Origin of the sequence: Flavobacterium ginsengiterrae (assembly GCF_039539785.1) — a bacterium.
Taxonomy (GTDB): Bacteria; Bacteroidota; Bacteroidia; order Flavobacteriales; family Flavobacteriaceae; genus Flavobacterium; species Flavobacterium ginsengiterrae.
This window is the reverse complement of record NZ_BAABDU010000004.1, coordinates 358,497-379,220: the sequence shown is the minus strand read 5'-3', so window position 1 is coordinate 379,220 and position 20,724 is coordinate 358,497. Positions and strand designations below refer to the sequence as shown.

Sequence of the window (20,724 nt, the reverse complement as noted above, 5' to 3'; positions counted from 1 at the left end):
GTTTTACATCAATCAAAACAAAATCAAAATCCCCACTTCTAATCCGTAATTGTATGTTTTTTGACCTCCAAAAGCCACGCTTGGATGAATGTACACTAAATTATCTGGTGTAATTTTTCTTCCAAATTCTAAAAAAGCATTGTTTTGAAATCCTTTAGCGGTATTATTGTATCGAAAGGCTGCATCAGCTCCAATCCAGTTTTTTCCAAAGAACCATAAAATGACATTTTCAAAAGCAGTGGTATTAATATCGTTGCGATTGCTGTCGCCTGCAAAGCTTTTTTGATATTCAAGCGAGGCAATCCATAAATATTTTTTTGATTTTAAATAACGTCCGTAAAAAACGGTTGGAATAAATACCCATTTTCCAGAGCCAAAGGCGGGATCAGAAGCAGCATTAGAAACTACTCTTGCGCGTACAGCAATGGCGTTATGATTTTCCATGTAAGGAATATAACTGATTCCGGCGCTTACATCACCAATACTGGTTTTGTTAACAGAGGTGGTATTTGCCGAAATTAAAGGAAGATCAAAACGAAGATTCCAGGCTTTGTTTCCTATTGGGTAAAGAAAACGTAACTGGGTTGTGTTGTATGATCCATTTTCAGTATCTAAATATTCATTAAAAAGTAAAATAGTTTTTAAAAAATAATGATATCTGGCTTCTGAAAATGGATTATTATATTGAATAGTATCTTGTGCTTTGACAGCATATGAAAAAAGAAAAATTATGCAGATGTAAAAGCGGAAATTTTTCATAACTATCTACAAATGAGTAGACTAATTTATGAAAAAAAAATACTTTAACTTCTTGAAAATCAGTTTTTTTTATTTGTTCCAGATCTTCCAGGCTTTTTCTGCCTGAAAAATCAGCATATCATATCCGTTTTTAATTACGGCGCCTCTTTCTTTTGCATTTTTTAAAAACTGGGTTTCCGCAGGATTGTAAATCAAATCGTAAGCGATGTGTTTTTCTGTAAAAAACTCATAAGGTAAATCAGGACAAGCCTCGATATTTGGACTAGTACCAACCGGAGTACAATTAATGATTATTTGAAAATTATCAAAAGTAGTAGCGTTGATTAAGTTGTAATCAATAATATTTTCTTTTGCTTCTCTAGATACAAAAGTATACGGAATGTCTAATTCATCAAGCGCAAATGCAACCCCTTTTGATGCACCGCCTGTTCCCAGAATCAAAGCTTTTTTATGATGTGGCTCTAATAATGGTTTTAATGATTTTTTAAAGCCGTAATAATCAGTGTTGTAGCCTTTTAGTTTTCCGTTTTTGGTAAATTTAATAGTGTTTACGGCGCCAATTAAAGCAGCTTTTTTTGAAAGTTTATCTAAAAAAGGAATAACTTGTTCTTTATAAGGAATGGTAACATTTAACCCCTTTAAATCCGGATTGTTTTTAAGTAATCCGTTAAAATGGCTGATTTCAGAAATATCGAAGTTTTCGTAGCTGTTGCCGGCAAAAATTTCGTTGTTGAATTTTTCTGTAAAATAACCTTTTGAAAATGAGTAACTAATATTACGGCCTAATAAACCAAATCGTCTTTTTAGAGTATCAATCATTATTATTTTCTGTGTTTTTCTATGTAATTTTTAACTGTTTTTTTAGTCCACACAACCGGAAACAAATCTTCGATAATAATATAATTATCAAAGTTTAAGCGCAAACCATTACTTAAATGGAATTTTGCTTTTGTGTTATCCTGAATCATAAAATACAATCCGGCTAAACGATATTCGATTTCGTTTTCTTCCGGAAAATATTCTGTGGCCTGTAATAAAGTCTGAATGGCGCTTTCAAATTCTCCAAGAAACTGAAGAATATCAACCCAATATAACCAGGTATCCAGAGCATAATCACCAAATTCTACTGCTTTACGATATCCAAATTCTGCTTCTTCAAAAAAGTTCATTTGTTTGTTAATCGTTGCATAGCGTTTCCAGTACATACGATTTTGATTATCGATTGCTAAAGCTTTGTTTACAAAAAATAAAGCTTTCTGGAAGTTTTTCTGGCGAACGTGGAAATCCGTAATAGCAATCCATCCTTTGTCTAAAAGCGGATCTTCGTGTACAGTTTGATTGTAATATTGAAGTGCTTTTACAGCATTTCCTAATTTTTCATAACATTTACCAATACGTAGAAGGGCATAAGAAGTGGCATCGTCCAGTTCAATTGTACGATTGTAGCTTTCAATGGCTTCATTGTATTTTTTAAGACGCTCATAAGCTTTTGCTTTTTCCATAAAAGCGCCTAAAAATTCGTCGTCGATTAATGTTGCATAATCAAAGGCACGAATTGCATTTTCATATTCTTTTACGCCATAGTGAAGACGCCCAAGCTGATGCCAGGCAATCTCGCTGTAAGGGTTTTTGTTTATATAATCGTTTAAATATAAAATAGCTTCCTGATTTTGGTCTAAAAACTCAAAACAATACACTACGTTATATAAGGCAGATTGATCTTCTAAATCTTCTTCAAGACATTTAATGAAGTTTTCTTTTGCCAGTTCAAGACTATCCATAAAAAGATATTCCATTCCAATCAAGTTATACACATCAGCGTAGTCATCTGTATATTGCAAAGCAATTTTAAGTAATTCTACGGCTTTTTCGTGCTGATCTCTTTTAGAACAGATATTGGCTTTTTGGATATAAATTTCCTCGTTGTTCGGTTCAATTGCATACAACTCGTTTAAAAGCTTCTCAGCAATATCAAGTTTGTCTTCGTAAACCAGCATTTCTACTTGTACTAATTTTAAGCCCGTAGATTTTGGATGCTGATCTAATGCAAGTTTTAAGGCCTTTTTTGCTAAATTAGCCTTACCTATATCTAAATAATGAAGAATAATTTCTTCAAATTCTTCAGAATCAAAAAAGAGTACTTTGTTAGTTTTTAACATCGACTCAAATTTTGATAAGGATCGGTTATAATCTTCTTCTTCGTTGCTTAATTGCATACTTTGTTTTATTTGAAATTAGCCTGTTATAAATTTAGGCAACCATATTATTGATGTGGGAAGGTAAATTAATTGTTTTGAACAATTTAATTAACAATATGCACAGGATTTTTTATTCTCTTTTTAAGTTAATAGTTTGATTTTTATACTATTAAATTAAGTTAAATTATGCTTTTTCCTGTTTCATAATTTCGTCCATAACTTCTAAAATTACAGCGCATCCTTCCTTTATTTCTTCTTCAGAAATGGTTAATGGCGGTGTTATTCGGATGGCACATCCTTCAAACAATAACCAGAAAAGTATCAGGCCTTTATCCTGACAATTTAAAATTACCTGATTGGTAATATCTGCCGTTTCGGTCATCGCAGCCAGCATTAAACCTTTTCCTCTAACTTCTTTTATCAAAGGATGTACCAAAAGCGATCTAAAGAGCTTTTCCTTCTCAAGTGCTTCTTCCATTAAATTTGTTTCAGTTAATTCCTGCAAAGTGGCTAAACAGGCTGACGCAATGACAGGGTGGCCACCAAAAGTGGTTATATGTCCCAGTTTTGGGTTTTCTGTTAAAAGATCCATTTTTTCTGCCGAAGCTGTAAAAGCTCCCACAGGCATTCCGCCTCCCATGCCTTTTCCCATTACTACAATATCAGGAACAACATCGTAGTTTTGAAAGCCAAAAAGTTTTCCTGTTCTTCCAAATCCGGGCTGGATTTCATCTACAATCATTAATGCTCCAACTTCATCGCAGCGTTTACGGACTTTTTGCAGAAAGTTATTTTCCGGCTGAATAAATCCTGCACCGCCCTGAATTGTTTCTAAAAGAATAGCAGCAGTTCTTGTTGTGATTTTTTCTAAATCGGCTTCGTTGTTAAAGGTGATAAAGTCTACATCTGGAAGCAGTGGACGAAAAGCCTGCTTGCGTTCTTCGAATCCCATAACACTCATAGAACCCATTGTGTTGCCATGATAAGCGTTATGACATGAAATAAGCTGACTGCGTCCTGTTGTTCTTTTTGCGAGTTTTAAAGCGCCTTCAATTGCTTCTGTACCAGAATTTACTAAATACGTTTTGTTTAGAGAATCAGGCAGGAGAGAAGCCATTAGTTTGCAATATTCTACAGCGGGACTTTGTGAATATTCTCCGTAAACCATTACATGCGAATATTTATCCAGCTGGTCTTTTATGGCCTGATTTACTCTTGGATGCTGATGCCCAAGCGTACAAGCCGAAACTCCGGCAACAAAATCCAGATATTTTTTATTATTTGTGTCGTATATGTAAGATCCAATGGCGTGCGAAACTTCCATTCCTAAAGGATAAGGAGAAGTTTGAGCCTGGTATTTTATAAAATCTGGATTCATTTTTTTAAGGTTCAAAGTGGCAAAGGTACTAAGATTCAAAGGTTTCTACTTTAGCCTTAGGTTAAGATTTATAAACCTTTGAGTGCTGAAAACTGAGATTGCGGCTAAAAACTACTTCTTTTTAGGTTTCGTATCTTCCTTAACAGCAGGTTTTTTCTTATCGTAATTTAAAGTCTCTTTTCTGACTCTCAGCGGTACGTTTTTATTTTTTTCTTCCTGATCTTTGCCTTCTTTAATTAATTTTTCATTGAGTTCATTGTCTTCAGCTGTAAAAATATCATCTTTTGATTTTATTCTTTCATCACCGCGCCAAACAAAGCCTCTCAGCTTGCGTGCGTTTTCAGGCAGATCTGTTTCGGGATAAATATCTCCGTCAACTTTATTGAAGAATGTAATGGTTTCAATTAGATTATTTTCTAAAATCAAATTGATTTTACTACTCACATTTTTATTAATTCCAATAAGTTCATTGTCGTCATTCCGCATAAAATAGACGACTTCCGTATTTTTAATAACGTCTACATCGTGCAGTTTTCCTTCTTTAAATTTCCCGAATAAATTGAGCCCTTTGACCTGATTATATCCCGTGCCGAGGGTATCTTTAGATATGACAAAAGTATTATTGAGGACTTTTAACGAATCTAATTTTTTGGTATTATTATCACCAATTAAGTGCATTACGTCTCCCGTAATCTGGCTGTCTCCATTCCATATAATTGGTTTTCCAATTAATTTGGTCAATGCCGTTTTAGAATTTGAATGTATCGAATCGCATTTACCGCTCATATCGGTTTTATAAAAACGAACGTTATTAAAAGCTCTTAAAATTCTTTCGCCTTCTTTTCCGGTTACCATTAATTTTTTTCCATGAATATAAACTGAATCGTTTTCAACTAAGTTAATTGCAACGGCTCTTTTAGTAACAAACATCGAATCTTTTAGTTTGAAAATTTCGGCATAATGACCTTTTACAATTCCGCGGTTTATAGAATCTGTAATCTTTACATTCCTCGTTGCCGAAGCAAATTCAGTATTTCGGTTGTAATACAGACTATCGCCTTCAATAAGCCTGTCATCATATTTTATATACGATTTCCGTAAAAAATGGGCGAGGTTTTTCTTCGTATCATAAAAACCTCTTTCGGTATAAATATAATTAGCTTTACTTGTAATAGTCGATGGGCCAAGCAGATAAGTGTGTCCAGAATTGCTGTAATAATCTAAATGGTTTGATTTTATAACATATTTTGGATTCGTAATAGTAACTTCTGTCAGGAATTGAAACTTTTTCTCTTCTGCAAAATATCTTCCTGATTTACTTACTAAAGTATTGTCTTTATTAATAATAGTTCCTTTTGTGTTATAATAAGCCTGTTGAATGTTTCGGTCAAAATGAATCGTATCTGTCTGCAAAGTCGCATCTGGAGAAGTCATAACAGCATCTCCGGTTGCAAAAGCTTGTTTTAAATTACCGCTGTATTCAGCATATTTACTGTTTAAAAATAAAGTATCGCCCTGTACCAGTTGTACATTTCCGAACGCTTTAAGATAATTTTCATTTTCAAAAATATAAGCTCTGTTGCAAGTAAGCACAATACCGTCATGATCTACTTTTACATTTCCGCTCAAAAGTACTGCCCCCGGTACTAAAGGTTCATTTCGTTCAAAATTATCGGCATGTTCTACGTGAATCTGTTTTGGGGCTGTTTTTGCTGTTTTTGCCGCTTGCGCAAAAGTTGATTGAACGCTTAAAACAAGCACACAAAATATAAAAAAGAGTGATTTCTTCAAGTGATTAAATTTTTGTCAAATTTATGAAAAAGGAAATAACCTTAGATTGTTATTAGGATTAATTTATAAAATCAAAATTTACATGTTAACGGCGAACAAGTTCCGTTTTAATTTATCAACAAAACTCAGAACTCTCACGTTGTAGTTTATGATTTTACAATGGTAAATAAACAAATCATTACTGCGGTATTCCGGGTTTTAAAAAATAAACTAAATTTAAGAATTGGTTTTGAAATTAAAGTTTCATTTCCATATTGTTAAGTTAGATTAAATAATATGATAAAAAGTAAATTTATTGCCACAGGAATTGCTGTGACAATGTTGTTTTCGGCTTGCAAAACAAAAGATTTAAAAATGAGTGAAGTAAAAGAAGAAAATTCAAAAGAACACAAAGTTGTAGTCTATCAGGTTTTTACCCGTTTATTTGGAAATAAAAACAAAACCAATAAAGCTTGGGGAACTATTGAAGAAAACGGAGTTGGAAAGTTTAATGATTTTACAGATAAAGCACTTCACGAAATTAAAGATTTAGGCGTAACTTATATTTGGTACACTGGCGTTCCTCATCACGCTTTAGTTCGCGATTATACAGCTTACGGAATTTCAAATGACGATCCCGAAGTAGTAAAAGGACGCGCCGGATCGCCTTACGCCGTTAAGGATTATTATAATGTAAATCCTGATCTTGCTGTAAATCCGGCAAACAGACTTCAGGAATTTGAAGATTTAATTGCCCGAACGCATAAAGCAGGATTAAAACTGATTATTGATATTGTTCCCAATCATATTGCTCGTAAATATGAAGGAAAAAATAATCCGCAGGGAGTAAAAGATTTTGGTGCCGATGATGATGTAACAGTTGAATATAAAAGAGACAATAATTTTTATTATATCCCAAAATCACATTTTGAAATTCCGGACGGAGACATTCCTTTAAATGGAGAAAAGAATCCTCTTGTTGATGGTTTTTTTGATGAAAATCCGGCAAAATGGACGGGAAATGGATCTCGTAAAGTAAAACCGGATCAAAATGACTGGTATGAAACGGTAAAAGTAAATTATGGTGTTCGCCCTGATGGAACTAAGGATTTTCCAGAACTTCCGGCTGGTTTTGACCAAAAAACGTATCAGGAACATTTTGCATTCTGGCAGGATAAAGACGTTCCAAATTCTTGGAAAAAATTCAGAGATATTGCTTTGTATTGGACAGCTAAGGGAGTTGACGGATTCCGTTATGATATGGCAGAAATGGTTCCGTATGAATTTTGGAGTTACATGAATTCATCAATTAAAATGAAAAACCCGAACGCATTTTTGCTTGCAGAAGTTTATAACCCAAATGAATACAGAAATTATATTCGTTTAGGAAAAATGGATTATTTGTATGATAAAGTTGAAACGTATGATAAATTAAAAGATGTTATTCGTGGTAAATCTTCTCCAGATGGTTTATCAGATATTCAAAAAGGAATGGCAGATATTGAGCATCACATGCTTCATTTTTTAGATAATCACGACGAACAGCGTTTAGCTTCGCCAGAATTTGCAGGAACTCCGGAAAGAGGAAAACCTTTGATGGTAGTTTCAACAACTTTAAGTACATCGCCGACTATGGTTTATTTTGGACAGGAAGTAGGAGAGGCCGGAAACGAAAATGCCGGTTTTGGAACACATTCCAGAACTTCAATTTTTGATTACATTGGTGTTCCAAATCATCAGAAATGGATGAACGAAGGAAAGTTTGATGGTGGTCAGTTGTCTGATTCAGAAAAAGCTCTCCGTGATTTTTACAAACGATTATTGAATTTCTCTTTAAAAAGTTCTGCTTTAATGGGAAGTTTTCAGGAAATTCAATCAATTAATCGTCAAAGTACGGCAGGTTATGACGAATTGATTTATTCTTATGTGCGCTGGTCAGAAAATCAAAAACTGGTTATAACGGTTAATTTCTCTTCTGAAAAAACAAGTGAATTTGATTTGAAAATACCTTCAGATATTATTTCAAAGTGGAATTTAAAAGACGGAGAATATCAGCTTACGGATCAATTATATAATAAAACCTCTGTGAAACTCATTATAAGTAACGGAGAAGGAACGGCAAGAATTAAACTGCTTCCATCTGAATCGTTTATATTTGAATTAAAAATCTAAATATAAATAATCATCAATTATATTCCCTTCTATATCAACATCAAGGGAATAATATCCTGAACGAAAAGTTTTTATTTTTTCTAAAGATAAATCGTAGGTTGTTCTAATTATTAAATGACCCTCATTATCTGAATCGGGAAATACAATTACAGATTGATTTCTTTTAAAAAACACAAAATCATCTAAAGTAATATTAGATGATTTTGTGTTTATATTATCTCCATTATCTTCAAGATAATTTTCGATGCATTGTATGCCACGATTTTTTGTAAGATTCCAAAGGTCATTTTTTTGTGAAAAATTCTTTAAGATATCTTTTACTGTATTCATTTGTATTTTATTTTAGACTTTCTTGACTTTTTTGAGGGCTTCGACGTAATATTCGTTTACTTTTTCCCAGTTTATATGTTCGTAAAAAGCATCAATATAACTTCCTTTTCTATTTTGGTAATCCAGATAATAAGCATGTTCCCATAAATCAATTCCCATAATTGGAGTTCCGGGAATCAAAGCATTTTTCATTAAAGGATTATCCTGATCTTCTGTTGTTGTAACCTGCAGTTTTCCGTAGCGGTCAACAACTAACCAAACCCAGCCAGAACCAAATTGTTTTTCAGCCTGACCTTTAAACTGAGAGGTTAAATTTTTAAAAGAACCAAATTCTTTATCAATTGAACTCGCAAGAGTATCTTTTGGAGTCTGCTCTTTTGGAGTTAAAATATTAAAATAAAGTGTATGGTTGTAATATCCTCCTGCATTCTGACGAAGTTTAGCATTATTAAGATCTAATTTCTTTAAAATATCCTCAATAGGCATATTTTCAAATTCAGTCGAAACAATCGCTTTATTAAAATTATTCGTGTACGATAAATAATGTTTCGAATAATGCGTTTCCATTGTAAGTGATCGCAATGCAGGACTTAAACCATCATACGCAAAAGGCAGTTTGGTCATTTCAAAAGAACCCGGATCTGCTTTTACATCATTTGGTGATCCAATTACTATTTTTTCCTCTTTAGTAGGCAGAGGAACTTCTACAACTTCGGTCAGCTTATTGTTATCATTACAAGAAAATAATAGTATGAATGAAGGCAAAATGCTGAAAAGAACAATGATTTTCTTCATAATATTAATTTATTTAGATATTAGCGAATTGATAATCTCAATATAATTTTCTTTGGCTTCATCTGTAGATAAATGACTTATCTGCATCCACGCATTTGTTTTGAATGCATTTCTCAAGTCAAAATTCTCTGACTGATTGTAAACGGCAGTCCCAAAAGTGGCCTGTTTGTAAAATGCATAAAGTCTTAGCTGCACATCCTGCGGCAGCGAAGCCTGAGTCATTTTCATTGCATTCTCTACAGCTTCAGAAAAACGTTTGTCTAAATCTTTGTCCGCCATTTAAGCTTTTGTCGCAATAATAGTCTTTCCACCAATTGCTTTTTGTCCTAAAACAACATTAATTGGTGTACCTAAAGGTAAAAATAAATCTACTCTCGATCCAAATTTAATAAAACCTGCATCAGTACCTTGTACAACCTGCATTCCTTCTTTTGCATAATTTACAATTCTGCGTGCAAGAGCTCCTGCAATTTGTCTGTAAAGAATTGCTCCAAAAGTATCATTTTCGATAACTACAGTTGTTCTTTCGTTTTCCTCGCTTGCTTTTGGATGCCACGCTACCAAAAATTTACCAGGATGATATTTACTGAATTTTATAATTCCGTCCATTGCATAACGTGTAACGTGAACGTTAATTGGAGACATAAAAATAGAAACCTGTAAACGTTTATCTTTGAAATATTCACCTTCGTAAACTTCTTCAATTACAACAACTTTTCCGTCAACTGGAGCAAGAACATGCTCGATATTACGAATTGCAATCCTTTTTGGATTTCTAAAAAATTGTAGAATAATAATTAAAATTACCAGTGCTGCTATCTGAACAAGCATTCTCAGCCAATAGATATCAATAAATTTATCGGCTAATAAAACCACAACAACAGTAAAAATTACACCTATTAAAATAGACGGGCCTCCTTCTTTATGAAACATAATATAAAATTTGATAAAATAAAAATATAATTGGTGCTACAAATATAACACTATCTAATCGATCTAAGATACCTCCGTGGCCAGGCATTATTGAACCACTGTCTTTTACGCCTGCAATTCGCTTAAATTTGGATTCAATCAAATCACCGATTGTTCCGAAAAAGCTTACAATAAGAGCAATAATCATCCAGATTAAAATTGATTTGTCGCTGAATTCCGGTTTTGGCTGAATGTAAAATTTTGAAATTAAAAATCCGGCAAAGGCTGCGAAGACCATTCCGCCAACAAAACCTTCAATTGTTTTTTTAGGAGAAACGCGTTCAAAAAGTTTGTGTTTTCCCATTGATTTTCCTACCAGATAAGCAAATGTATCATTGGTCCAGATTAAAACAAATAAACCAATAATAATTTTTGGGTTATAATCATTAGTTCCAAAGGAAATTTTTACAGTAAAAATAAAGGGAAGCGTAATGTATCCTAGTAAATATAAATATTTTGATGAAGTACTGATTTTTTGAACCGAATCATAAAACAGGAAGATGATGCATTTAATAGATACTACAAGCGTAACGGCAAGAAGTACCAAATCTAACTGTTTAATGTTTGCGTTTAAAGTCAGGTTTGAATTAAAAGTATTGTTTAAAAAGAGTTCAGACTGCTTATTATAATGACTGACTAGTATTACTGATGAATATATCAGTACACCAAATAAAATTGAAAAGACTTTATTAAGGTTTACAATATTGCTGAATTCGTAAATGGTAATAATAAGGAAGATACCAAAAAGAATGATGAAGCTCTCAGTAGAAAACAGGATTGAAGTTAACAACAGAGCAATATAAACAGCACCAGAAATGGTTCTCTTAAGCGTTTCGTTCATCTTAAAGATCTTCTAAGAGCAGTAAATAAAGGTTTTTAGCAACACTTCCGTATTGAGTAAAATCTTCTTCTTTTGCTTTTTCGAAATATTTTATTGTGGTGATATTAGTTGGAATATCTCTTTCGTATTTGCGTTTAATGGCGCTTAAGCCATCACTTTTCATTGGGAGAATCTGGCTTGTTGTAGCAAGAATAACAATATTTGCCGGTAAATCGTTTGGTTTGTTTTGTCTGATTTGTTTAGATGAAAACAAAATTGAACCTTCATCTGCAATTAAATTTTCACAGCTTGCCAAAAGAAATTTTGGGTGAGAAGGAGCGATATAAAATAATTTGTTTTCTTCTAATAAAGGGAAAAGTGCCGATTCGTAGCATAAAACTTCATTTTCAAACCAGTCGTTTTCTTCTAATATGTTTTCAAATTGCTCAGCAACCTCGGTTCTATTTTCACAGTATAAAAACTTTCCTCCATTTTTCTTGAAATTGAAAATGAATTGCTCATCTAAAGACAAATGACTATTCGAAGCAGAAGAAGTTCCTGCGTACTCGCTTTCGTGCTCTTCGTCAGAAGCCGATTCGCCGGAACCAAATATTTTTTTGAAAAAATTCATTTTTTATATGAAATACTTTACATGTTAATTGAAAACGTTCAAAGATAAAAAAATCTTAATTCAAAAGGGTGTTTTGAATTAAGATTTTAAAAAATATTACTTATTTACTGAATAATTTACGAAACGACCTCTTCTAAATTTTTATCCCAGGTACGTTTTCCAAAAATTGTTTCAAGGTCATCTTTAAAGATTACTTCTTTTTCGATTAAGATGTCAGCAAGCTGATTTAACTTATCCTTATTTTCTTCAAGAATTTGAATAGCTCTTTGGTATTGGCCTTCAATTAATTCTGAAATCTCAGCATCAATAATTTTTGCTGTTTCGTCAGAATATGGTTTAGAGAAATTATATTCGCTTTGTCCTGTTGAATCGTAATACGTAACGTTTCCAATTTTATCATTTAAACCGTAAATCGTTACCATAGCACGAGCCTGACGTGTTACTTTTTCTAAATCGCTTAATGCACCAGTCGAAATTCTGTCAAAAGTTACTTTTTCAGCAGCTCTTCCTCCCATAGTAGCACACATTTCGTCTAACATTTGATCTGTTCTTACGATTTGTCTTTCTTCTGGTAAATACCATGCAGCTCCTAAACTTTGTCCGCGAGGAACAATAGTTACTTTAATAAGTGGTGCAGCATGCTCTAACATCCAGCTTACAGTAGCGTGACCCGCTTCGTGAATTGCGATTGCTCTTTTTTCTTCTGGAGTAATGATTTTATTTTTCTTTTCAAGACCACCAATGATTCTGTCAACTGCATCAAGGAAATCTTGTCTGTCAACAGCCGGTTTGTTGTTACGGGCAGCGATAAGAGCGGCTTCGTTACAAACGTTTGCAATATCAGCACCAGAGAATCCCGGAGTTTGTTTTGCTAAGAAATCAAGGTCAAGACCTTCAACTTTTTTAATAGGAGCTAAGTGTACTTTAAAGATTTCAGCTCTTTCGCGAATGTCTGGTAAGTCAACAAAAATTTGTCTGTCAAAACGTCCGGCACGCATTAAAGCTTTGTCTAGAACGTCAGCTCTGTTTGTTGCTGCTAAAACAATTACGTTAGAGTTTGTACCAAAACCGTCCATTTCTGTTAGTAATTGGTTCAAAGTGTTTTCTCTTTCGTCGTTTCCGCCAGACATATTGCTTTTTCCTCTTGCTCTACCTACGGCATCAATCTCATCGATGAAAATGATTGCCGGAGATTTTTCTTTTGCCTGTTTGAATAAGTCACGTACACGAGATGCACCAACTCCCACAAACATTTCAACGAAATCAGAACCTGAAAGTGAGAAAAACGGAACTTGTGCTTCTCCTGCAACTGCTTTTGCTAATAATGTTTTACCAGTTCCCGGAGGCCCTACAAGTAAAGCTCCTTTAGGAATTTTACCTCCAAGATTTGTGTATTTTTCTGGGTTTTTAAGGAATTCAACGATTTCCTGAATTTCTTCTTTTGCACCTTCTAAACCAGCAACATCTTTAAAAGTAGTTTTAATATCTGTTTTTTCATCAAACAATTTAGCTTTAGATTTTCCAATGTTGAAAATCTGTCCGCCTCCGCCAGCGCCTCCGCCAGACATTTTACGCATAATGAAAATCCATACACCAATGATAATGATGATAGGAAGAAGACTGATAAGAATATCGCTCCAGTTATTTTTCTGAATGAAATTAAAATCTTTTAATTTTCCTTCATTAACTGCTTTTTCTAGTTTTGTTTGAAAGATCTGGTCATTACCAATTTCTAATGTAAAGTGCGGACCTTTATTTTCTCTGTCAAAAATATCCTTTGAAACTTTTTTATTTGAAGGATCTTTAAGGGCTGCTTTAGTTAAATAAACTTCAGCTTCAGCTTTATTATAAACGATAACTTTTTCAATTTGTCCTTTTTCTAATAAAGTATTGAATTTAGAAGAAGTTAATTGAGCAGGTTCGCTTAAGTTAGATCCACCGGTAGCAAAACTTATAAATAAAAAAACTAAAAGTATTGCGGTATATATTAACCAGGGACTTATTTTAAATTTACTCGGATTTGGATTATTATCTTTAGCCATTTAGAAAAATTTTTCTTTTAGTATTTGTTTTCGATTGTAGTTATTTTGGCGTCACCCCAAAGGCTTTCGATATTATAGTATTCACGAATGTGTTTTTGGAAAACATGTACCACGATATGCACATAATCCATAAGAACCCATTCTGCATTATCGGTTCCTTCTACGTGCCAAGGTTTGTCTTTTAAGTCTTTGGATACTGTTTTTTGAATTGAGTTTACAATGGCGTTAACTTGGGTATTTGAGTTACCGTTGCAAATAACAAAATAGTCGCAAACTGCAGTGTCTATATCTCTTAAGTCAAGAATATCGATATCATTTCCTTTTACTTCCTCAATCCCTTTGATTATGTTCGCCAGTAGAACATCATTATTAATAGTCTTTTTCGCCATGAATTATTTTATATGAATTTGTAAAGTTACCAAATTTTGTGATTATTTTTGAACCTTAACAAAATATTAAATTAAGTTATTTCAATTATTTAATGAAACTAATCAAACTCGATGCCATAGATTCGACAAATGACTTCTTAAAAGCATTATCAAGTCAGGATGAACAGGAGAATTTTACGGTGGTAACGGCTGAAAATCAGACAAAAGGCAAAGGCCAAATGGGAGAGAGATGGAGCTCTGAGGCTGGTAAAAACTTAATTATGAGTGTTTTGGTAAAGGATTTTCTTTTCGATAATGAAAAGGTTTTTGATCTAAGCATTGTAGTTTCTTTATCGGTTATAGAAGTTTTAAAATCGTTAAATATTCCCAACATATGTGTAAAGTGGCCAAACGACATTATGTCATACAATAAAAAACTTGGTGGCATATTAATCGAAAATACCATAAAAAGTGATGGCAGAATCATGTCAGTTGTCGGGATTGGGCTAAATGTTAATCAAACCAACTATACTGATCTGCCAAATGCTTCTTCGCTTGCCGTAATTTCGGGTGAAACTTTTAATAAAAACGAATTGGCGGTTTTAATCGTCGAAAAAATCAAAGAAAAAATTGATTTATGGCAGACTTCGGTTCAAAGTTTCTGGACAGATTACTTTGATTCTCTGTTTAAAAAAGGTGTTCCAATGCCTTTTAGAAACTTAAATAACGAAAACTTTATGGGAATAATTCAGGGCGTTTCTCCAATAGGAAAACTACAGATTTTACTTGAAGATGATTCTGTTGCTGAATTTGATATAAAAGAAGTTAAGATGCTTTATTGAGAGGAGCAAAGTGACAAAGATTCAAAGTTACAAAGGTTCACTTTTGTAAATGAAAATTTTAGTTTGTCATTTCGACGAAGGAGAAATGACAAAAATGTGGTTAAAACTTTGTGATTAAGCAAAAAAAATACCCGGCAAAAGCCAGGCATCTTAATTTATAATTCACAATTTATAATTTACCATTATTAAAGTTTGTGCATATTGTTTGCTAAAGTTTCGATAAACTTGCTGATTGGACCTTTAACCATCATAGCCATCATGGCGTTGAATTCGCCTTCAAAAAATAACTGAACTGCACTTTCTGAATCAGAAACACTATCAATGTTTGAAGTCAGCATAAACGGAAGTTTATCGCTTGCAGCACCCAGAACAATTTTGTTTGGAGCTGTTTTTTCTTTCATTTTTAATTTGATTTCCGGCATCCCTTTCAATCCAAAAATAAAAGCGTCTTCGCCAGTCACTTCAAATTTAGCAATGTTATCCGGCATTAATTTTTCGAAATTCTTTACATCAGTCAGTTGATCGAATAGATCCTGAGCTGATTTCTGAACTGTAACTTTTGGACTTTCTAAGTTCATATGTTTTGTTTTTTATTTAACCGCAAAGTGCGCAAAGTTTTTTTAATATACAAGGTTTTAAAAAGTTCGCAAAGCTAAAACTTTAATAAAATTCCAATTTTTGTAAATCCCAAATTCCAAAAAGAGCGAAGCGATTTTTAGAAAATCTAAAATCTAAAATCTAAAATCTAAAATCTAAAATCTAAAATCTAAAATCTAAAATCTAAAATCTAAAATCTAAAATCTAAAATCTAAAATCTAAAATCTAAAATCTAAAATCTAAAATCTAAAATCTAAAATCTACTCTTCCTGTCCCCAAGTCGATGGGCTTTCGCTCCATTCAAGCAGGGTAGACTGCTGGTCTTCTGTAATATATTGTTTTTGAACAGCTAAGCTAAGAAGGTTTTCGTAGTTGCTTAAAGTGAATAAATCAATATTAGCTTCTTTAAAATTTTCTTCGGCAACACCAAAACCGTAAGTAAAAATAGCGGCCATACCTTTTATGTTAGCGCCTTCGTTACGTAAAGCTTCTACAGCAAGTAAACTGCTTTTTCCGGTGCTGATTAAATCTTCAACCACCACAACATTTTGTCCTTTTTGTAAAAAACCTTCAACCTGGTTTTGTCTTCCGTGTTTTTTTGGCTCCGGACGCACATATACAAACGGAAGTCCTAGACTTTCGGCAACCAGAATACCAACTCCAATGGCGCCAGTAGCAACACCGGCAATGACATCGGGCTTTCCAAATTGTTTTTCGATGTTCTTAGCAAATTCATCACGAACATAGTTTCTGATGCTCGGAAATGAAAGAATTAACCTATTATCGCAATAAATAGGAGATTTCCAACCAGAAGCCCATGTAAAAGGATTTTCGGGATTCAATTTAATTGCATTTATTTGCAAAAGCAATTCGGCTGTTTTTTCGGCAGTATCTTTATTAAAAATCATAGTACAAATGTATAAAGTTTTTGTAAACGACAAACCACTTTTTTTGACAAATGAAATCTCAAAAGAAACAGATTTTCAATTGTTCTTGTTGGAAAGTATTGATATCGAACAGCTTATTATAAAAATTTTTCAAAATAAAATTCAAAAAGCGATTCTGTATCATCCAGATGAAAGTGAGATCATGAAAACCCTTAAAGCCAAGATTCCGGTGAATAAAGCGGGCGGTGGTTTTGTATACAACAAGAAAGGCGAAGTCTTATTTATCTTTAGAAACGGAAAATGGGACCTGCCAAAAGGAGGAATCGAGAAGGGGGAAGACATTGAAGCGACGGCTATGCGTGAGGTAGAGGAGGAGACAGGAGTAAACCAGCTTCGTATTACGAATAAACTTCAAAAAACCTATCATATCTTTAAACGCAACGGAAAGTACAAACTCAAAATCACGCATTGGTTCGAAATGCAGTCTGATTTTGAAGGAACTCCGCACGGACAAATAGAAGAAGGAATTGAGAAAGTAGCGTGGCTAAATCCAGAGCAGATTAAAGAAGCGCTTACAAACTCGTATGAAAACATTAAATTGTTGTTTCAGGAAGAAATTAGCGTTCCAGCAGATTTAAAAGTAAAAAAAGAAAACACACAATCTTAAGAAGCTAAAAACTCAGTATCTTAAAACCTCATCACCTCAGAGTCTTAGAATTATGGCGTGCCACCAATTAAAAAAAGACCCAATAAACTTTGCGTTCATTGGGTCTTTTTTTAATTGCTGTCGGGCTATCCGCGTTACTTCGGTAACTTGCTTCTATCCCTCACGCGAGCAGCACTTTTTTGTAAAAATCTAATTTTATTTTTTTTGAGATTTAAAAATTTTTCGTGTCTCAAAAATCGTACTTTTGTTTAATGTAAAAACAAATTTTTATACTAATGTGATTTGTACGATACAAGTCAAGTTTGTTTTTTACCAGTTACTCGTTAACACCATAAATAGTATTTTTGAATTATGAACACACTTACAAAATCAAACCATATAGGGCGAAAAATAAGCCGAATTCGTGAACTTAGAGACATGAAACAAGAAGCTTTGGCTCAGGCTTTAGGCACAAACCAACAGGCAATTTCTATTTTGGAAAATAGTGAAACCATAGAGGATGAAAAGCTTAAAGATATCGCAAAGGCTTTGGGAGTAAGTGTTGAAGCAATTAAGAATTTTTCAGAAGAAAGTGTGTTTAACTATTTTAATACTTTTACTGATCACAGCGCTGGAACTTTTAATAATAACTGTACTTTCAATCCATTAGATAAGTTAATGGAGTCAGTAGAAGAAAATAAAAAACTTTACGAACGTTTAATTCAGGCTGAAAAAGATAAAGTTGAGTTTTTAGAGAAGATATTGAAGGATAAAAAATAATTTTTTTGTTCTTTCTAGAATATTGAAAAGCCTAATAAAATTTGATGTTTTTATTAGGCTTTTTATTTTCAATTTATGTCGCTGGCGCGAGCGTCCCGCTCGTGGCTCTTTATGTATTGATTTAGATTGCGTTCACAAGCGAGACGCTCGCGCTAGCAAAGTGACTCGCGTTAAATCTGCTTCCTTTTGTTGACCAAATTTTATAATTTAATTCTTCTAAAAAAGTCTTGTTTAGATAATCTTTATACGTTATTTTCCATGTCTTAATTTTTTCATTTCGATGCATTAATAAGTTTTTCAGCATCTTTGATGAATTTATCATTTTCTTTAATCAAAGTTTCAACATCTTTATAAATTGTATCTCCAATATTATCTTTCAGATAAATCAATTTGTATGTGCTATCCGCTTCAAATGAATATTCTGCTAAAATTTTAGCACCGAATTTGTTGTTGCCTCGAAAGGAAAATATTCCTTTATACTTATTTTTATTTAATAAATTATAAAATTGATTTTGTGATTTTAAAAACTCAATTCTTTTTTTTGATTTTGCATTATTTTGATTTTGTAAATTCTCTATTTCTTTTAAATTTTCTGCTGTCATTTGTTTGTTAACGATGTGTTCTACAGAATCTAAATGAAAATAATTGAATTCATAACTACTTGGGTCGTTCAAATTAGTTTTAATTTCATTCTCAATTTCGTTTTTAAGATTTTCTTCTTTACTTTTTTTACAAGAAATTATTATGAAGAAAATACCAAAAAAAAATGTTATTCTTTTCATGCTTACTATATATTTAGATTTAATTCTTCAAAATTAGATACTCAAATTAACAGACATTTACGGAAAACCATATTTCCATAAAAAAACTACAAAACACGATAAACAGGATACTGCATATGCGCCTTTTCATAATAAACAGAATTCTTATAAATCCAATTTAACTGCGCCTCAGCATTTTTAGCAAATTCGCGGTCATTTTGTTTTTTGGTTTCTAATTCTGCTTTTAAGGCTGGATTATCTTTTAGAAGTTTTGCAGCGGTATCTTCAAAAATATATTCAGAATAATGTTCTTTTTGCTGTAAAATAGCATCGAAGAAATTCCAGTTAAAAAACGAATCAACACCTTCCTGTTCAAAAGCTTCAAGAAGATATTTTACGCCTTTTTGATTGGTTGGAACATAATAATCTCCTTTGGCAAAATTTATTTTAACCATTTTAGAAGTTATGTTTGTATTTCGGTGTAAATAATGTCCTTCGTAAGCAGACGGAACGGTTTTAAAATCAGCAATTTTATAGCTTTCGACTTCGATAATTGTGTCATTTTTAAATTGTCTAAACGTGATATTATTGTTTTTTAAAAGATCAATAATATTCCAATAACCTCTTGGAATAATATAAGCCGTTGGAATCACAACTTCTTTAACTGATTTGAATTCTTTAATATAAGGAACGTCTTTTTTGTACGATTTGCTTCGGTCATAATACAAACGATCGCCTGTTGTGGCTTCACTTTTTTTATAACCCGCTTCGTAGCCTAAAAATGTGAATTTTGTTGCTTTTGTGCTGTCCATTTCCCATTTTAAAGTATAGGATTTTTTAGGCTGATACTGCTCTAAGTTTTTTACACGAAATTCTTTGATTTTGAGATAATTGGCATCGGTAAAATCCATTGTCGTTTTCATGTATTCGTACGTCATTTTTACACGTTCGGCATATTTTTTCAGCATGTGTGTTTCGACCACAAAACCAATTGTATTAAACAAAGAAGTATAACCCGTTGTATATCGCGGACTATCGACAAACTGCCCGAAACCTTTATCCGGCGTGTCTTTAAACGAATCGACATAAGGCGTGGTTTCGATTTTCTTTTTTTGAAGATCTTTTACCAAAGCCGGCATCATTTCGTTATTCATAAAATCGCCCAAAACAGTTCCCAATTTGTTGTGCTGTGTCATGATATACGTCAGTTTGTATTGATAATCAGAACCATTGCTTACGTGATTATCGATAAAAACATCAGCATTTATTTTCTGAAAAATCTCGACAAAACTTTTGGTGTTTCTTGTGTCGGATTTCATTAAATCACGGTTTAAATCGTAGTTTCTGGCATTTCCTCTAAAACCGTAAATCTCAGGTCCGTCCTGATTGACGCGCGTTGTCGAATTTCGGTTTAAAGCACCGCCAATATTGTAAACCGGAATAGTAACCAAAACGGTATTTTTTGGCGCTTTCATTTTTCCGGTTGCTAAATCTCTGTAAAACTGCATTGTGGCGTCGATTCCGTCTGGTTCTCCGGCGTGGATTCCGTTATTGACAAACAAAACGGCTTTTGTTTTCTGGATTTTATCAAAATCAAATGTTAAGTCAGGATTAAAAGTAATCATGTGCAAAGGTTCACCAGAATCTGTCAGTCCCATTTCTTTAACTTGAATCGTTGGAAAATCATTTGCCAGCATTTTGAAATAACGAATAGTTTCGTAATAATCTGCTGATTGGTTTCCGTTTCCTTTCTCGAAAAACGTGTCGTATTTTGTGTTGTTCTGCGCGAAAAGGGAGATTGTGAAAAGTGAAATGAAAATGGTAAAAAGTTTCATGGTTTTGGTTTTTATGGAAATCAAATATAGTGTTTTGTTTCAAGTTTCAGGTTTCAAGTTGATATGCTTTGTCTATATTTTCTTAACCGCAAAGTGCGCTAAGGTTTACGCAAAGAACACAAAGTTTTTATTCGTAAAGCT

Annotated in this window: 21 protein-coding genes; 4 read left to right on the top strand and 17 right to left on the bottom strand. The window is 33.1% G+C overall.

Translation table 11 applies throughout. From position 1 onward, the window contains the following. Positions 1-12 precede the first annotated feature (12 nt). The 5 genes from ABD859_RS12150 to ABD859_RS12130 form a co-directional block, all read right to left on the bottom strand. Complete coding sequence (locus tag ABD859_RS12150; RefSeq protein ID WP_345144626.1) at positions 13-759, bottom strand: lipid A phosphoethanolamine transferase; 747 nt, start codon at positions 757-759, stop codon at positions 13-15. A gap of 69 nt (positions 760-828) precedes the next feature. Continuing rightward, the gene (locus ABD859_RS12145; RefSeq protein ID WP_345144624.1) at positions 829-1,578 is read right to left on the bottom strand and encodes a shikimate dehydrogenase family protein; all 750 of its coding nucleotides are present in this window, start codon (positions 1,576-1,578) and stop codon (positions 829-831) included. Between the two features lie 2 nt (positions 1,579-1,580). Continuing rightward, entirely contained in the window at positions 1,581-2,975 is a 1,395-nt protein-coding gene (locus tag ABD859_RS12140; RefSeq protein ID WP_345144622.1) for a tetratricopeptide repeat protein, read from the bottom strand. 166 nt (positions 2,976-3,141) lie between these two features. After that, entirely contained in the window at positions 3,142-4,335 is a 1,194-nt protein-coding gene (locus tag ABD859_RS12135; protein ID WP_345144620.1) for an aspartate aminotransferase family protein, read from the bottom strand. A 111-nt stretch (positions 4,336-4,446) separates the two neighbouring features. Then, complete coding sequence (locus ABD859_RS12130) at positions 4,447-6,126, bottom strand: OstA-like protein (protein ID WP_345144618.1); 1,680 nt, start codon at positions 6,124-6,126, stop codon at positions 4,447-4,449. A 276-nt stretch (positions 6,127-6,402) separates the two neighbouring features. On the opposite strand from ABD859_RS12130, the gene ABD859_RS12125 reads away from it, so the two are divergent. Then, the gene (locus ABD859_RS12125; RefSeq protein WP_345144616.1) at positions 6,403-8,277 is read left to right on the top strand and encodes an alpha-amylase family protein; all 1,875 of its coding nucleotides are present in this window, start codon (positions 6,403-6,405) and stop codon (positions 8,275-8,277) included. Here the strand turns inward: ABD859_RS12125 and ABD859_RS12120 are convergent. From ABD859_RS12120 to rsfS, 8 genes are all read right to left on the bottom strand, one after another. Next, on the bottom strand, positions 8,266-8,607 hold the full coding sequence (locus ABD859_RS12120; RefSeq protein ID WP_345144614.1) for a hypothetical protein: 342 nt from the start codon (positions 8,605-8,607) through the stop codon (positions 8,266-8,268). The two genes, ABD859_RS12125 and ABD859_RS12120, sit on opposite strands and share 12 nt — an antisense overlap. 12 nt (positions 8,608-8,619) lie before the next feature. Further along, a complete protein-coding gene (locus tag ABD859_RS12115; protein WP_345144613.1) occupies positions 8,620-9,402 on the bottom strand; it encodes a superoxide dismutase in 783 nt (260 codons plus the stop codon). 9 nt (positions 9,403-9,411) lie between these two features. Further along, positions 9,412-9,681, bottom strand: coding sequence for an acyl-CoA-binding protein (locus ABD859_RS12110; protein ID WP_345144611.1), 270 nt, complete (start codon positions 9,679-9,681; stop codon positions 9,412-9,414). Beyond that, complete coding sequence (locus ABD859_RS12105) at positions 9,682-10,335, bottom strand: phosphatidylserine decarboxylase family protein (protein ID WP_345144609.1); 654 nt, start codon at positions 10,333-10,335, stop codon at positions 9,682-9,684. After that, a complete protein-coding gene (locus ABD859_RS12100) occupies positions 10,325-11,215 on the bottom strand; it encodes a phosphatidate cytidylyltransferase (protein ID WP_345144607.1) in 891 nt (296 codons plus the stop codon). Before ABD859_RS12100 ends, ABD859_RS12105 begins: the two co-directional genes overlap by 11 nt. A 1-nt stretch (position 11,216) precedes the next feature. Next, entirely contained in the window at positions 11,217-11,825 is a 609-nt protein-coding gene (locus tag ABD859_RS12095; protein WP_345144605.1) for a lactate utilization protein B/C, read from the bottom strand. A 116-nt stretch (positions 11,826-11,941) separates the two neighbouring features. Beyond that, on the bottom strand, positions 11,942-13,867 hold the full coding sequence (gene ftsH / locus ABD859_RS12090) for an ATP-dependent zinc metalloprotease FtsH (protein WP_345144604.1): 1,926 nt from the start codon (positions 13,865-13,867) through the stop codon (positions 11,942-11,944). Positions 13,868-13,884: 17 nt separating this feature from the next. Then, positions 13,885-14,256: a ribosome silencing factor gene (gene rsfS, locus ABD859_RS12085; protein WP_055098058.1), complete on the bottom strand. Its 372-nt coding sequence runs from the start codon at positions 14,254-14,256 to the stop codon at positions 13,885-13,887. A 92-nt stretch (positions 14,257-14,348) separates the two neighbouring features. On the opposite strand from rsfS, the gene ABD859_RS12080 reads away from it, so the two are divergent. Further along, positions 14,349-15,077 (top strand): biotin--[acetyl-CoA-carboxylase] ligase, encoded by a 729-nt coding sequence (locus ABD859_RS12080; RefSeq protein WP_345144600.1) that lies wholly within the window; start codon positions 14,349-14,351, stop codon positions 15,075-15,077. Positions 15,078-15,262: 185 nt separating this feature from the next. On the opposite strand, the gene ABD859_RS12075 is transcribed toward ABD859_RS12080, so the two are convergent. Continuing rightward, positions 15,263-15,655: an SRPBCC family protein gene (locus tag ABD859_RS12075; protein ID WP_345144598.1), complete on the bottom strand. Its 393-nt coding sequence runs from the start codon at positions 15,653-15,655 to the stop codon at positions 15,263-15,265. A 279-nt stretch (positions 15,656-15,934) separates the two neighbouring features. Continuing rightward, positions 15,935-16,582 carry an orotate phosphoribosyltransferase gene (pyrE, locus tag ABD859_RS12070; RefSeq protein ID WP_345144595.1) on the bottom strand — a complete coding sequence of 216 codons (648 nt, stop codon included), beginning with the start codon at positions 16,580-16,582 and terminating at the stop codon, positions 15,935-15,937. 7 nt (positions 16,583-16,589) lie between these two features. Between pyrE and ABD859_RS12065 the strand changes: the two genes are divergently transcribed. Continuing rightward, positions 16,590-17,228, top strand: a complete 639-nt coding sequence (locus tag ABD859_RS12065) for an NUDIX hydrolase (RefSeq protein ID WP_345144593.1) — start codon at positions 16,590-16,592, stop codon at positions 17,226-17,228. Between the two features lie 351 nt (positions 17,229-17,579). Beyond that, a complete protein-coding gene (locus ABD859_RS12060) occupies positions 17,580-17,987 on the top strand; it encodes a helix-turn-helix domain-containing protein (protein WP_345144591.1) in 408 nt (135 codons plus the stop codon). A gap of 272 nt (positions 17,988-18,259) precedes the next feature. Here the strand turns inward: ABD859_RS12060 and ABD859_RS12055 are convergent, their stop codons facing one another. Beyond that, a complete protein-coding gene (locus ABD859_RS12055; protein WP_345144589.1) occupies positions 18,260-18,769 on the bottom strand; it encodes a hypothetical protein in 510 nt (169 codons plus the stop codon). A gap of 86 nt (positions 18,770-18,855) precedes the next feature. Continuing rightward, positions 18,856-20,583 (bottom strand): M14 family metallopeptidase, encoded by a 1,728-nt coding sequence (locus ABD859_RS12050; RefSeq protein WP_345144587.1) that lies wholly within the window; start codon positions 20,581-20,583, stop codon positions 18,856-18,858. Between the last annotated feature and the right edge of the window lie 141 nt (positions 20,584-20,724).